A 15,846-nucleotide genomic window follows, 5' to 3' on the forward strand; every position below is an offset into this window, starting at 1 on the left:
TTTGTTACATTCTGATTTTCAGATACCTTAACTTATTATATATTCAATAAAATAGTCGTAAAAATGCATTTTTAGTCGACGAAATGATTTGACTGTGAATCCTACCTAATAGTTATACCGTTTATCTAAATTTTAAATTCGGAAAAATCTTTGCACATATATTTGACCCATTAATAATGCTATTAACCAAATTTCAATTTATGAAACAATTACTTAAATTATGTTTATTAATGGTGCTATTCATAATGGCATCATGTCAAAGCGAATCAGTTGACAACCAACAAAATGAAAATCAAGCTGAATTACGTTTTAAAGATGGTAACGTCATTTCTGATGGACTTTTAGAAGAAAAAGAATTAGTCTTTGATAAAGACAGTGAAAAATTAATAAAAACCTCTAATGAATTAGCTACTGCTAAAACAGGTTATTACGGCGGATACTATGGCGGTGGAAGTAATAACAATAGTGGATCAGATGCTTGTAGTATTGATACTATTGAAGCAATGCTTCCTAGCCAAGTTACAGTAACTACAACTGCAAAACCTGGGACTGACGCTTACTTTAATTTAACTATCAACGATAACTCAGGTTACTTATCTGGAACTAACATACCTGCTTGGTGTGCTGACCAGGATTTAAGTTTAAATAACAACGAGACTGTTGACTTTGACGTTTATTCTACTTACGGAGACTTACCTGAAGGAGTTTTTGAAAAGCCTCAAAACTTTGATAAAGTAAACTGGTTATTAAATCAAACTATTATTGGTGAGGAAAGTCCAAATGGACTTGGAGCATATAATTTTGGACATGTTCAATATGCTATTTGGCTATTAATTGACGATTCTGTTTGCTACGATTGTGTTTATTTAAGTGACCCAACAGGTAACTGGAATGACGACGGAAATGATGTTGCTCAAGCACATGAATTAAAGAGCTTAGCTTTATCTCAAGGTGCTGGTTTTACACCTAGCTGTGGTGAGCAAATGGCAATAGTACTTGTACCAGATGGTAAACAATCAGTAATCGTAACTAAAGAAGTTGAAGCTGATTCTTGTGAAGACTGTCTTGGTAAAGTTACCGACTTAACTCTTGAATGGGATTGGTATTACAACTATAGAGTTAAAATTTACCAACGTTACGAAAACACTTGTTATGCAGTAAAAATCTATGATCAAGTAGTAGGTCATGGTGACACAATTGATTTAAGTGGTGTTAACTGGAACGGAACATTCGGTGATTATGTTTATGTTTATGTAGGTAACTGTTATTACACTAAGTTTAGAACTGACTGTGATATCAATATAGGTCCTGGATATAAGCGTGGAGTACTAGAAGTGGTAAGTGGTGAAAGTTCTTTAGGAGGTGAATTATGTGAATACGAACCTTCTTACAACTGGTGCTGGTGGTGGTAGAAATCATTTTCTACACCTAAAAATAATATTAACAAGAGACCCAAAATTGGGTCTCTTTTTTTTACCTATTTATTACCGAATAAAAGGATTTAAAAGTCTAAAAGTCATGTAAAACATGTGCTGATTACTTAAAAACTTAGCTAAAATAACATATTGCAAACCCTCATAATCCTTACCTGGAAACTTATCTAAAGGATAAGCACTGGTATTTGACAGGTCTTGAATAACCTTTTTAATTTCAGATAATTTCATTTTGGATTTTAACATTCTTATCATCATAAAAAAGACAAATGACTGCTGTTTCACTTTAAGTCTTTCAATTGTTCTAAAATTAGAACTCTGATTTTCTACATCATTAATTATTGATTCAAAAACTACTGCTGCATTTCTGTTATCATCAATGACTTTGATATAATGAGAACTATTTCTATTTGTCATTGCTGAGTTTTTGGATAAATAATGTCTATGTATTTTAAAAGGGAGGTGGGCTATTTTTGAAGCTTTGAGAAATAATTGTATTGTGAAGATTGCATCTTCCATCCAGCGACCTTCAATAAACTTAATATTAGTTTTTAATAAAAAATCTTTTTTTATTAAGTACCACCAAACCTCATTTTTAACTTTATGATTTGCTATATAATCTAAGCCATTAAGTATTATATTTAAATAAAGTTTTTCAGAAAAAGTACTATCTTCAAAAGTACTTTTTGTTGATTTAGATTCGAAAGTCAATATATCTAAATCGTTATTTTTTGCAGTCTCTACCAATTGTCCCAAAACATTTCCTACTAAGTAATCGTCAGGGTCTATGAAATAAATGTAGTTTCCGTTGGCAACTTCCAGACCTTTATTTCTTGCACTTCCTACTCCTTCATTTTCTTTGTGTAAGGCTTTAATATTTTCAAATCTCTTTGAATATTTTTCTATTAATTTTTCAGAACTATCAGTTGAACCATCATTTACAATTATGATTTCATATTCTTTAGGACTTAAACCTTGTTTCAATATACTTTGAATGCAAGTATTTATGTATTCCTCAGAATTGTATACGGGAATAATAATACTTAGTTGCAAAGTCATAAAAATGATGAGTTAAATCGAATTTTCAAAAATTATAAAACCTTTAGTTTCTTTAGTTCATCAAATAAGCAGTAATGCATAGTATCTGTATAATCTAAATGTGTTACAATACGTAATTTATTACTTCCCATTCCTATAATTCTTATTCCTTTTTCATTTAACTGAGATAAGAATATATCTTCATTCACCTTTTCATTCAACTCAAAAATAACAATATTGGTCTCTATAGGCTCTACTTTTTTTATCCAAGAAAATGTTTCTAAGAGATCACCTATTTCCTTTGCTTTTTTATGGTCTTCAGAAAGTCTATCCAAATGATTGTCTAAAGCATAAAGTCCTGCAGCTGCTAAATATCCTACTTGCCTCATACCACCTCCTAAAATTTTACGAACCCTAAGAGCTCCTTTCATAAGTTCTTTTTTACCTACTAAAACAGAACCTATCGGACACCCTAAACCTTTACTTAAGCATACAGATATAGTATCGAATAATCCACCATAAAGTTTTGGATCCTCACCAGTGACAGCCATTGCATTCCAAAGTCTTGCTCCATCTAAATGATAACCAAGATGATGTTTATCTGCTACCTTTCTTATTTTTTTCAGCTCTTCAAAATCCCAACAAGCACCTCCACCTTTATTTGTTGTATTTTCAATTTCTATCAATGATGTCAATGGACTATGATAAAAATCTGGTGGATTAATAGATTCCTCAACCTGATCTGCTGTAAACATCCCTCTATGACCATCAATCAATTTACACGAAATCCCACTATTAAAAGAAGCTCCACCACCTTCATAATTATAAATATGTGCATACTTATCGCAAATAACCTGTTCACCAGGATTTGTATGTAGTTTCAATGCTGCTTGATTAGCCATGCTTCCTGTTGGAAAAAATAAGGCTTCATCCATACCAAACATATCAGCAATACGCGTTTCCAATTCATTCACAGTAGCATCTTCTTTGTACACATCATCACCAACTTTTGCATTCATCATAGCATCCAACATCATAGGTGTTGGTTTGGTTATAGTATCACTTCTTAAATCTATTATCATTCTTTTACTTTTGTGATAAAGCTACGGAATTTCTAAAAAAACAATTCAAAATTATGGCACTTAAATAAGGCCTATTATATTTGTATAAATTAAAATAGACTATGATAACATCAGATCAAATAAAAGATCTTAATTCCCGCCTAGATGCACTTAGGCAATATCTTTGACTTAGATGCCAAACTCATCGAAATAAGCAACGAAGAAGAGCAAACGTTTGACCCAAACTTCTGGAACGATTCTAAAAAAGCCGAACAGGTTATGCGTTCCCTAAGAGAAAAAAAGAGTTGGGTTAATGATTTTAATGCTGCAAAAACACTTTATGAAGATTTAGAGGTCATTTATGAGTTCTATAAAGAAGAGGAAGCTACTCTAGAAGATGTTGAAAACCGCTACAATAAAGCAATAAACGCTATTGAAAAGCTCGAGTTTAAAAACATGCTTTCTGAAGAAGGAGACAGTTTAAGTGCTGTTCTTCAAATCACTGCTGGTGCTGGTGGAACCGAAAGTTGTGATTGGGCAAGCATGCTTATGCGTATGTACCTAATGTATGCTGAAAAAAGTGGTTACAAAGTAAAAGAGCTTAACCACCAAGAAGGTGATGTTGCTGGTATAAAAACCGTAACCTTAGAGATTGAAGGCGACTATGCTTTTGGTTGGCTAAAAGGCGAAAACGGTGTTCACAGACTAGTTCGTATTTCACCTTTTGACAGTAATGCAAAACGTCATACTAGTTTTGCTTCCGTATATGTCTACCCTTTAGTAGATGATTCTATTGAGATTGAAATAAATCCCGCAGATATCGAAATTACAACGGCGCGATCAAGTGGTGCTGGTGGACAAAATGTCAATAAAGTTGAAACCAAAGTTCAGTTATTACACAAGCCTACAGGTATACAAATTCAATGTTCAGAAACACGCTCACAACACGATAACAGAGCCAGAGCATTACAAATGCTAAAATCTCAGCTATACGAAATTGAACTTCAGAAACAAATGGCTCAACGAGAAGATATCGAAGCAGGCAAAATGAAAATTGAATGGGGAAGCCAAATAAGAAATTATGTAATGCATCCTTACAAGTTAGTTAAAGACGTACGCACCACACACGAAACTGGTAATGTAGATGCCGTAATGGATGGGGATATTGAACCATTTTTAAAATCTTATCTTATGATGATGGGACAAAAAGATACGGCACAATAATTATAAAATTAAGGAGATGATAAAAATATATCACAATCCAAGATGCTCAAAATCTAGACAAGGGCTAGCTATATTAGAATCTTCAGGAAAAGAATTTCAAACCATTAAATACCTAGAAGAAAACATTGATGCTAAAGAACTTAAATCTATAGTAGAAAAACTAGGAATAAGCCCTTTAGAACTTGTTAGAAAAAATGAAGCCATCTGGAAATCTGAGTTTAAAGGCAAAGATTTAAGTGACAACGAAGTTATCGAAGCTATGATTAATAATCCTAAATTAATTGAGCGCCCTATAGTAGTAAATAAAGAAAAAGCTGTTGTAGGAAGACCGCCAGAATTGATTTCAAAAATTATATAAGTATGAAAAAAACAATATTATTCTTATTCTTGTTAACAAGTCTTTCTGCATTAGGACAACGCTCTAGAAATATAGGCAGAGTACCTGCAAATACTGAACCTACCGAGCAAGAAATAGAAAAAAGAGAGCGTGAAATGGAAGAGCGTAGAGAAGAATATGTTCTAAACTTCCTTTCCACTTTAGAAGCTGATGATTTTCAAAAACAGATATTAAAACAGAAGATCTATAGTTTTTTCGAAGCTAAGATCGCTATTTTCAAAACACAATTTGAGCACAGCCTTGATAGAAAAGAAGCTATTAAAAAGTTAGAAGAAACTCACTTTAAAGAATTGGAAGAACTCATTTCGGAAAATGACATGAAAAAAATCAAAGAAATGATTAAAGGTGACTTTGATGAAAAAGACGTTATTAAAGATAAAAAGAAAAAAAAACGTAAAAAAAGAAAAGACAAAGACAATTGAGAATTAGGTTACTATTGCTTTTAACTATTTCGAATTAAAGAAATCAATTCTGCTTTAACAAAAGATTAACCGATTACAATAAGGGTAAGTGTATTTTTGTGGCGATTAAAAAACCGCTATGAAAATATACTTACCTTTTTTGCTTTTACTTGTATTTAATTTCTCTTTTTCACAGAAAGACGTCACAGTAAAAGGTACTGTAGTAGAGCAAGGCTCTAACTACCCTTTAGAATATGCCACTATTACTTTTACGAGTAAATCTGATAACAAAACCGTTACTGGTGGTATAACTGATAGTGAAGGAAAATTTAATGTAGACTTAGAATCTGGAGTTTACGATATTGCGGTAGAGTATATCTCATATAAAACTAAAAACTACTATAACAAAACCATTTCTGAAGATATCAATCTCGGTACTGTTGCTCTCGATTTAGATATAGAATCCTTAGATGAAGTTGAAATTGTCGCTGAGAGTACAACCGTAGAAATAAAATTAGACAAAAAAGTATACAATATTGGTAAGGACTTAACTACAGCTGGTGGTACCGTAAGTGATGCACTTAATAATGTTCCGTCTGTAGCTGTTGATATTGATGGCGCTATAAGCTTGAGAGGTAACGAAAACGTAAGAATTCTTATTAACGGAAAACCATCAGCAATGGCAGGTTTTGGAGATAGCAATATTCTTAGTCAACTTCCCGCAGAAGCTATAGAACGTGTAGAAGTTATTACCTCACCTTCTGCAAGGTATGATGCTGAAGGTACTGCTGGTATTTTAAATATCATTCTTCGTCAAAAAGAAACTTTAGGATTTAACGGATCTGTAAATCTTACTATTGGTAATCCAGATAATCTAGGGGTTTCTGCTGCTATAAATTACCGTACAGAGAAATATAACCTTTTCTCTAACTTTGGGTGGCGTTATTTTGATGCGCCAAGAAATAGTTTTAATGATATCACGTATTTTGATCAACTTGATGAAGATAACAATCTTGTAGAGCCTGAGTTTAGAAGAATTCGTGAAGATCAAGAGGTAGAAAGACTCAATAGAAATTATAATGCCAACATAGGTATGGAATACTTTCTAAGTGAATCGTCTTCTTTAACAGGTAGCTTTTTCTATAGACTTGGTAGCGATGCAGATTTATCCTTAAATAGTAGTGAACGTTTTAATGATGGTAGCATTGTAGAAGAAACATTACGTCGCGAAAAACAAACTGAACAAGACAATAGATATCAAGTAGCTTTAAACTACGTGAAACGTTTTGGCGAGGACAGCGACCATAAATTAACAGCTGATTTTCAATTTGAAAATTCTTCAGAAGAAGGTTTTACAAATTATAATGAAGATTACATTTTTACAAACCAAACAAATCCTACTGGTATACAAAGCGAACAAGAAACTACTACCGAAGATCAAAAGGAATATTTACTCCAAGCTGATTATGTTTTACCATTAGGTGAAGACTCTCGTTTTGAAGCAGGTTATAGAGGTAATTTTGAAAATGAGGTTACTGATTATGTTCTTGAACAAGAAAATTTAGCTAATGGCGACTTAGAAGTTAATGATGTTTACACCAATGTTTTTGATTATGATCAAAATGTAAATGCTATTTATTCTCAGTATGGTAATAAGTTTGGTAAATTTTCTTTCCTATTAGGGTTACGTTTAGAACATACACAACTTAAAGGAACAATAGATTCTAGATTAACAGATGAAGAACTTGTAGAAGAATTTGGTTTTCCTATTGAAACAGATTTCAATAACAACTATTTAGGCCTTTTCCCTACAGTTAATTTAATCTATAATTTAGGTGGTAGCGATTCAGACAGCGAAGAAAGTATAACTGTAGGTTATAATAGAAGAATTAACCGTCCGCGCAGTTGGTTTATCAACCCATTCCCTTCTAGATCTAGTAGAACTAACGTTTTTCAAGGGAACCCAAATTTAGAACCTGCTTTTTCAAGTACATTCGATTTAGGGTATCTTAGACGTTGGGAGATATTTACATTAACAAGTTCTATTTACTATCAACATGAAACGGATTCATTTGAGCGAGTTGAAGAAAATACAGGTCAACAAACATCTGATGGCATAGATATTATTAGAACAATACCTGTAAACCTTTCAACAAATAACAGGACTGGTGCAGAATTAGGATTCTTATACAACCCTGCAAAATGGCTTAGATTAAATTCTAGTTTTAACTTTTTTCAATTCGAAACTGAAGGTGAATTCAACGGTGTAGATTATAGTACAAAAAATACAAGCTGGTTCGCTAGATTTAGCTCTAAAGTTACTATGCCATGGAAAATAGATTGGCAAACTAACGCTTTCTACAGAGGTGCCAGACAAGATGCTCAATCAGATACAGATGGTATCTTATCCATAGACTTAGCTTTCAGTAAAGAAATCTTAAACAATAGAGGAACGTTATCTCTTAACGTAAGAGACTTATTAAACTCAAGAAAACGTCAAGCTTTAACAACTACAGACTTCTTTACTAGATATAACGAATCTCAGTGGAGACAGCGCCAAATCAACCTATCCTTTATCTATAGATTCAATCAACAATTGAATAAAAGAGAAGGTTCGAGAAGAGGTCAAAATGGTGGCGGAGATGACGATTTTGATTTCGAAGGTTAGCAAAAACTATAATATTTTAGCAATTATATGATGGATATCATTTAGCCAAATTCAATTTTTGGCTAAATTGCTAAGATGAATACCATTGCTGAACGCATCTATGACTTTCTAAAAGGTTTTCCGCCTTTCAATATGCTTTCTCGCGAACAACTGTTCGCTATTTCTAAAGCTGTGGAAGTGATTTATGTTGAAAAAGATCAAACAGTTTTCTCTATAAATCAAAGTATTGAGTCTAATTTCTATGTTGTCAAAGATGGAGCGATTGGTCTTTATTCTGAAGAAAACACTTTAGTTGATAAGTGTGACGAAGGTGATATTTTTGGTCTAAGAGCACTAATCAGAACAGGCACTTATATTCTAGACGCCAAAGCTATTGAAGAAAGTGTGTTATATAGTATATCATCAGAAATTTTGAACGAATTCATCACAACTAATAGTGATGCTTCAAAATTTTTAATGCAAAGCTTTGTTTCTAATGTAAAACCTTCAGACAGAAATAAAACTAGAACTGAGCTAGAATTAGATGGTTCTCTAAATCTCCCTGAATTACAATCTGCAGACTATTCCAAAAATCCAATTACATGTAGCCTAAACTCAACTATAAAAGAAGCTGCATCTATAATGACCGAAGCTCATGTTGGTTCAATTGTTATTGTTGAAAACAAGAAGCCTGTAGGTATAATAACTGACAAAGATTTAAGAACAAAAATCGCAACAGGAAAAGTGGATATTCAGCAAACCGTCGAAGCCATTATGTCTTCTCCTGTAAAAACATTTCCAGAGAATATAAGTGTTTCAGAAGCACAAATTGCAATGCTTAAAAATAGAATTACTCACCTTTGTATTACAAAAGATGGTACTACAAATTCTGAGCTAACAGGTATACTTTCTGAACATGATATTATTGTTTTAAGAGAAAATAATGCGTCATCTTTAGTAAAAGAAATAAAACGAAGTACAGCTGTTGATCAGCTCAAAAATATAAGAGAACGTACCGAAGACTTGCTTCAGCGTTACCTAAAACAAGATATTCCAATTGACTTTGTGGCCCGAATGGTTTCCGCTATTAATAATGCTATTACGCAAAAAGTAATTGAATTGTCTATTGATAAAATGAACAAAAAGCCACCTGTAAATTTTGCTTGGCTGGCCATTGGAAGTCAAGGTCGTGAAGAACAATTACTGCTCACCGACCAAGATAATGCTTTGGTTTATGAAGATGTTTCTAAAGAAAAAAATGAAACCGTAAAACCATATTTTTTAGAGCTTTCAAAACATATCAATAAAGCTTTGAGTATAGTTGGATTTGAATTGTGCCCTGCACATATGATGGGTAGCAATCCTAAATGGTGCAATTCGGTTTCAGAGTGGCAAGCGCAATTTAAAAGTTGGATTACCACACCAGATCAAGACAATTTAATGCTCTGCACTATTTTCTTTGATTACGATTATGTATATGGTGATACAAAATTGGTCGAAAAACTATCTGAACATATTTTTGAAACCATTGAACATAATTCAATTTTCTTGAGTTATTTAGGCAGAAATGCACTACAAAACCCACCTCCATTGAGCTTCTTCAGACAGTTTTTAGTTGAAGATAATGGTGAACACAAAGATCAATTTGATATTAAAGCTAGGGCAATGATGCCTTTGGTTGATGCTGCTCGGCTACTCATTTTATCTCACAATATTAAGTCTGTAAATAACACTGTTAATCGTTATGAAAAATTAATAGAATTAGAACCCGAAAACAAAGACACTTATTTATTCTGCATAGAAGCTTTCAAAGACTTATTGCGCTTTAGAACAGAACAAGGTCTTGCCAATTCTGACTCTGGTCGCTTTATAAATTTGGTGGACTTGAGTAAAAGCGATCGATTGAAACTAAAACGAAGTTTTAAAGCTGTTAAAGCTATCCAAGAATTGATAAAAATGCGTTTTAAGCTTAATCAATTGATGTAATATGGGTTGGTTTAGTAGAAAATCATATCCCAAATTTTGGGAAGATTATACTTCAAAATTCAAGAATTCTGAAGAAAACCTAGAAGCTATAAGATTTATAGTTTTTGATACCGAAACTACCGGCTTAGATCCAAAAAATGATAGGATTTTATCTATTGGCTGTATTGCGATAATTCACCTAAAAATTAGAGTTTCAGATCAGTTTGAATATTATTTAGAACAAGAACATTTCAATTCTGAAACTGTAAAAATCCATGGTTTATTGAAAGAAGGTAAGCTCAATAAAGTTGAGGAAGAAAATGCCATCATTGAATTTTTAAATTATGTTGAAAATAGTGTTTTAGTAGCACATCATGCCGCATTCGACATTGCTATGATAAACAATGCTTTAAAACGTATGGAGTTACCAAAACTGAAGAATAAATCTTTAGACACTAGCCATCTATTCAATAAAACCAGACTAGATACTAGTAAAGCTCATTTTAGTCTAGACGAATTAGCTGAGCGTTTTAAAATTCCACTTCACGATAGACATACTGCTTCAGGAGATGCTTATATCACTGCACTCCTATTCTTAAAATTGGTATCCATTCTTAACAAAAATGGGAGTTTAAAATTGAAAGATTTATTAAAACCTGAACGAAGAGGTTTATTATAAAAAGAGGCACACTTTGCAAATAAGTGTGCCTCAACCTAACTAATTAAAATAAATAAAAGAATTAAATCACATCCTCTTCTAACAATTTAAATTATCTTAAAGCTTTACGCTACAGCTGTCAATTTTTTCTTCTTGGGTGCTGCTTCAGTCTCAAACTGATTAGACGTGTTTTTAGAACCTCCAGCTTTTAATGCATTATCACCTGCAAAGAATGTTTTATGATCATCACCAAGGTCTGAGCCTGCCATTCTTTGATGTTTTACACAAGACACTGTTTTTCTAATTTCTTGACGCTGCACATCTCTTACATAAGCCAGCATACCTTCATCTCCAAAATAACCTTCTGTTAAATTGTTCATGTGTAAAGCTGTTGTGTGGTATGTTGGTAACGTAATTAAATGGTGGAAAATACCTGCCTCTCTTGCTCCATCAATTTGGAAAGTTCGTATCTTTTCATCAGCACGATGACATAATTCTGTTCCATCATATTGTGCATCCATTAAGTTATTTCTATCATAAGCTGTCATGTTTTCACCTTCAGCTAGCATTTCTTCAAATACTTGATTGCGGAAATTTAAGGTCCAGTTGAATGATGGAGAATTATTATAAACCAATTTAGCATTCGGAACAACTTCCTTAACTCTATTCATCATATGAGCAATTTGCTTCACATTTGGTGTTGGAGTTTCAATCCATAACAAGTCCGCTCCATGTTGCAAACTCGTAATACAATCTAGCACTACTCTATCAATATTAGATCCATCTTTGAATTTATATAAACCATTAGGTAGTCTCACTGGTTTTGTCAATTTTCCGTCTCGTTTTAGCAATACCTCATCTTCTTTTACATCCTCAATAGCCACTTCTTCAGCTTCTACAAAAGCGAGATATTTTGAAGCTAAATCACCTGGCTCTTTACTCACAGGTAATTTTTGGGTTAGTCCCGCTCCTTCAGAATCTGTTCTTGCTACAATAATACCATCATCAACACCTAATTCTAAAAAGGCATAACGAACCGCATTTAGCTTTGAAATAAAATCTTCATGAGGAACCGTTACTTTACCATCTTGATGACCACATTGTTTAGCATCAGAAACCTGATTTTCTATCTGAATAGCGCAAGCACCAGCTTGAATCATTTTCTTTGCCAATAAATATGTTGCTTCCTCATTTCCAAAACCTGCATCAATATCTGCAATAATTGGAACAACATGAGTCTGAAAATTATCTATTTCTGCTTGAACATCCTCACCATTTTCTAATCTTCTAAATAAATCATTCAACTCTATGGCATCTGCCTGACGGAGGAAATCATAAATCTCAGCAATTAATGCTGGTACAGCTGTTTTTTCGTGCATAGATTGATCTGGTAATGGTCCAAATTCTGAGCGTAAGGCCGCAACCATCCAACCAGATAAGTACAAATATTTTTTATCAGTCGTCTTGTGATGCTTTTTCACTGCAATCATTTTTTGCTGCGCTACAAAACCATGCCAACACCCTAAAGATTGTGTATATTGAGAGTTGTCTGCATCATACGCTGCCATATCTTTTCTCATTACGCTTGCTGTATATTTAGCTATGTCTAATCCTGTTTTGAATCGGTTTTGAGCAGCCATTCTTGCTGCACTTTCAGGATTGATTGCATTCCACGTGTCACCGTACTTTTGTTTTAGGTCTTTCACGGTTTGTAATGCAGAACTGTACTTAGTTTCTGATAAATTTTTCATAAATTTGTAATTAACGATTATTAAATATGAGTCCCGTTTGAATGTTGCCGCATTCGCGGGATTTGTTGTTTATATTATAGTTGTTTATATGCCGAAAGCGTTAAAAACTCTTCAAATTCGGTTTGTGCCACCAATCTTTTAAAGAGATTAATAGCATCACAAAATTTTGTATTTTTAATTTTTCCCTCACCTACTTCACGTATTATTTTTTCAACTTCATCATCGAAAAGATCATCAAATAAATTTCTATTAAAAACTCTACCATCTTCTAAATAAGCTTCATTTTTCAACCATTGCCACACTTGAGTTCTTGATATTTCTGCTGTAGCAGCATCTTCCATAAGATTGTAAAGTGCCACTGCACCATAACCTCTTAACCATGCCTCCATATAAAGAACACCAACATTAATATTTTTGCGTATGCCAGCTTCAGTTATTGTTCCTTGAGGCATCTCTACCAGATCTTCCTCTGTTATATTAATGTCTTCTCGTTTATTAAAAATCTGGTTTGGTGTTGGCATGTATTTATCAAACTCTAACATGGCCACTTCTACCAAAGCAGGATGCGCCACCCATGTACCATCATGTCCGTTTTTAGCCTCTCTTTCTTTATCTACTCTTACTTTTTCTAAAGCAGCTTTGTTAGCTTTAGGGTTATTTTTGATTGGAATCTGTGCTGCCATACCTCCCATGGCATGAATACCGCGTTTATGACAACGTTGAATAACCAAATTAGAATATGCAGCCATAAATGGTGTTGTCATGGTTACCTGATCTCGGTTTGGCACTACAAATCCATCGTGATTTCTGAACTTTTTAATATATGAGAATATATAATCCCAACGTCCACAGTTTAATCCAACAATATGTTCTTTAAGTTCATAGATAAATTCATCGAGTTGAAAACTTGCTGTAATCGTTTCAATAAGTAAGGTCGCTTTGAAAGTTCCGTTTGGAATTTCTAGATAACCTTGTGCAAATTCAAAAACCTCGTTCCACCATCTAGCCTCTAGATAATGCTCTAATTTTGGCAAATAAAAATATGGTGCAGAACCTCTATCCATTAATGTTTTACTATTATGAAACACATATAATCCAAAATCAAATAAACTTCCTGAAACCTCTTCCCCATCAATCAGCAAATGACTTTCGTTAAGATGCAAACCTCTAGGTCTCACCAAAAGCACAGCTGTTTCATCATTTAATTTATAATGCTTTCCTCTAGCTTCGTCTATCAATTCAATGGTTTTATTATTGGCATCTATAAGGTTTTGTTGTCCTTCAAGATTGTTTGCCCAAGATGGTGCATTACTATCTTCAAAGTCTGCCATAAAAGTTTTTGCACCAGAATTAAGTGCGTTAATCACCATTTTACGATCTACAGGACCAGTAATTTCTACTCTGCGATCCAAAAGATCTTCTGGTATTGGTGCTGCTGTCCAATCAGATTCTCTAATAGATTTTGTTTCAACCGGAAATGAAGGAAAGGCGCCTTTATCAAAAATTTCTTGCTGTTTTTCTCTACGTTCTAATAAGGCCAAACGTTTAGAATTAAATTTTTGGTGCAAAGCTGAAAGGAACTCCAAAGCTTCTTCGGTTAACAATTGTGGGTAAACGTTTTTCACTTGTGGTGAAAATGTAATGTTCTGCTGAGTGGTTACTGAAATTTCCATACTGTTATTTTTTGATGAAACAATGTTACAACCAATTTTTTAAAAAAACAAGCGAACGTTCGCTAAAAATTATTTTTCGCTTTTTAAATAAGTTCGCAATTAGTGTTATATTTGTATTTATGGAACAAGATTATATCAAGTTAATTTTCGGATTAAAACTGAAGCAAATCCGCACAGATAAAGAGTTGTCGTTATTTGGACTTTCAAAATTATCAGGACTTTCTAAGTCGTATTTAAATGAAATAGAGAAGGGAAAAAAATATCCTAAACCAGATAAAATAGCATTACTTTCTAAACATCTTGAAGTGCCTTATGACGAATTAGTATCGTTAAAACTAGATAAAAACCTTGCTCCTATTGGTGAAATTCTACAATCCAAAATCTTAAAAGAGATTCCTTTAGAGCTATTTGGCATTCAGGAAAGCACTATGATAGACATTATTTCAAATGCGCCTACAAAGGTTACTGCTTTTATAAGTACCATAATAGAAATTGCTAAAAACTACAATTTCAGTAAGGAGAGTTTTTATTTAGCCTCTGTGAGATCTTTTCAAGAAGCCAACAATAATTACATTGACACTATGGAAGAAGCGGTTTTGGCATTTGCCAAAACCTACCAAGTTGACTTAACCCAACCTTTAAAATCTAAAGAGCTTGAAGATATTTTAGTTGAAGAGTACAGTTATAAAATCAACAATACAGAATTAGCTTCGCACACAGAATTAGATAATCTACGTTCTGTTTTTATTCCAAAATCAAAAACGCTTTTACTAGCCAAACATATTGACGATGCGCAACGCACATTTATATATGCTAAAGAAATTGCCTATAATTATTTAAAGATAAGCGAACGACTTTACACTTTTTCTTGGATTAAGTTTGAAAATTTCGATCAGGTTTTAAATAATTTTTATGCCTCTTATTTTGCAGGAGCATTGATAATACCTAGAACAAGATTAGTTGACGACCTAAAGCTTTTATTTTCAAAAAAGTCTTTTAAAGCAAAAGATTTTGAGCGTATTATAAAAAACTACAACGCTTCTCCAGAGTCTATTTACCAAAGACTAACCAATATTTTACCGAAAGATTTTAACTTAAAAAGTTTATTCTTTTTACGTTTTTCTCATCAGAAGGGCACTAATGATTTTAAACTCAACAAAGAGTTACACTTATCAAAACAACAATCTCCTCATGCTAACGAAACAGACGAGCATTATTGTAGACGTTGGGTATCTATGAAAGTTTTGAAAAGCATAAGTGCTTCAAATAAAGACCATGAATTTGATATTCAAATATCTAACTATCCAAATGAAGAAAAAACCTATTTGGTAATGTCTTCAGCAACTACAGATCCGTTTGTTGCCAATCGTTATAGAAGTGTTAGTATTGGTATTCAAATCAACAATCAGTTCAAAAGGAAAGTTTCTTTTGCCGAGAGCAAATCCATACCAAAAGCTGAAGTCGGTGTAACTTGCGAACGCTGCGTTATTAAAAATTGTGATGTTCGTCAGGCTGAACCAAACGTTATCACTTCAAAATTAATGGATGAAAAAATTGCTAATGTTGTTGACCAATTACAGGAGAAGTATAGTCAATAA

Annotated in this window: 12 protein-coding genes; 8 read left to right on the forward strand and 4 right to left on the reverse strand. The window is 33.2% G+C overall.

Features of this window, described 5'->3' with window-relative positions:
- Positions 1 to 200: 200 nt before the first annotated feature.
- A complete protein-coding gene (locus QGM60_RS07605; protein WP_281139642.1) occupies positions 201 to 1,412 on the forward strand; it encodes a hypothetical protein in 1,212 nt (403 codons plus the stop codon).
- Positions 1,413 to 1,484: 72 nt separating this feature from the next.
- On the opposite strand, the gene QGM60_RS07610 is transcribed toward QGM60_RS07605, so the two are convergent.
- Together QGM60_RS07610 and QGM60_RS07615 are read right to left on the reverse strand one after the other, a co-directional pair.
- Positions 1,485 to 2,492 (reverse strand): glycosyltransferase, encoded by a 1,008-nt coding sequence (locus tag QGM60_RS07610; protein WP_281139643.1) that lies wholly within the window; start codon positions 2,490 to 2,492, stop codon positions 1,485 to 1,487.
- A 32-nt stretch (positions 2,493 to 2,524) separates the two neighbouring features.
- The gene (locus QGM60_RS07615; protein WP_281139644.1) at positions 2,525 to 3,553 is read right to left on the reverse strand and encodes a GntG family PLP-dependent aldolase; all 1,029 of its coding nucleotides are present in this window, start codon (positions 3,551 to 3,553) and stop codon (positions 2,525 to 2,527) included.
- Between the two features lie 101 nt (positions 3,554 to 3,654).
- On the opposite strand from QGM60_RS07615, the gene prfB reads away from it, so the two are divergent.
- From prfB to QGM60_RS07645, 6 genes are all read left to right on the forward strand, one after another.
- Positions 3,655 to 4,756, forward strand: a protein-coding gene (prfB, locus tag QGM60_RS07620) for a peptide chain release factor 2 (protein ID WP_281139645.1) whose coding sequence is annotated in 2 segments (ribosomal slippage) — positions 3,655 to 3,717 and positions 3,719 to 4,756 — 1,101 coding nt in all. Because the reading frame shifts where the segments join, the coding sequence is not laid out codon by codon here.
- 16 nt (positions 4,757 to 4,772) lie between these two features.
- The gene (gene arsC, locus QGM60_RS07625; protein WP_281139646.1) at positions 4,773 to 5,114 is read left to right on the forward strand and encodes an arsenate reductase (glutaredoxin); all 342 of its coding nucleotides are present in this window, start codon (positions 4,773 to 4,775) and stop codon (positions 5,112 to 5,114) included.
- 2 nt (positions 5,115 to 5,116) lie between these two features.
- The gene (locus QGM60_RS07630; RefSeq protein ID WP_281139647.1) at positions 5,117 to 5,575 is read left to right on the forward strand and encodes a hypothetical protein; all 459 of its coding nucleotides are present in this window, start codon (positions 5,117 to 5,119) and stop codon (positions 5,573 to 5,575) included.
- A 118-nt stretch (positions 5,576 to 5,693) separates the two neighbouring features.
- On the forward strand, positions 5,694 to 8,222 hold the full coding sequence (locus QGM60_RS07635; protein WP_281139648.1) for an outer membrane beta-barrel protein: 2,529 nt from the start codon (positions 5,694 to 5,696) through the stop codon (positions 8,220 to 8,222).
- A gap of 75 nt (positions 8,223 to 8,297) precedes the next feature.
- Complete coding sequence (locus QGM60_RS07640; RefSeq protein WP_281139649.1) at positions 8,298 to 10,187, forward strand: DUF294 nucleotidyltransferase-like domain-containing protein; 1,890 nt, start codon at positions 8,298 to 8,300, stop codon at positions 10,185 to 10,187.
- Position 10,188: 1 nt separating this feature from the next.
- Positions 10,189 to 10,845 (forward strand): 3'-5' exonuclease, encoded by a 657-nt coding sequence (locus QGM60_RS07645; protein WP_281139650.1) that lies wholly within the window; start codon positions 10,189 to 10,191, stop codon positions 10,843 to 10,845.
- A gap of 104 nt (positions 10,846 to 10,949) precedes the next feature.
- Here QGM60_RS07645 and QGM60_RS07650 read toward each other — a convergent pair whose 3' ends face one another.
- Both QGM60_RS07650 and aceB read right to left on the reverse strand, forming a co-directional pair.
- Entirely contained in the window at positions 10,950 to 12,575 is a 1,626-nt protein-coding gene (locus QGM60_RS07650; protein WP_281139651.1) for an isocitrate lyase, read from the reverse strand.
- Between the two features lie 74 nt (positions 12,576 to 12,649).
- Entirely contained in the window at positions 12,650 to 14,248 is a 1,599-nt protein-coding gene (gene aceB, locus QGM60_RS07655; RefSeq protein ID WP_281139652.1) for a malate synthase A, read from the reverse strand.
- Between the two features lie 119 nt (positions 14,249 to 14,367).
- Here aceB and QGM60_RS07660 point away from each other — a divergent pair, with 119 nt between their 5' ends.
- Positions 14,368 to 15,846, forward strand: a complete 1,479-nt coding sequence (locus QGM60_RS07660; RefSeq protein ID WP_281139653.1) for an XRE family transcriptional regulator — start codon at positions 14,368 to 14,370, stop codon at positions 15,844 to 15,846.

It is taken from the genome of Winogradskyella sp. SYSU M77433 (assembly GCF_029911945.1).
Lineage (GTDB): Bacteria > Bacteroidota > Bacteroidia > Flavobacteriales > Flavobacteriaceae > Winogradskyella.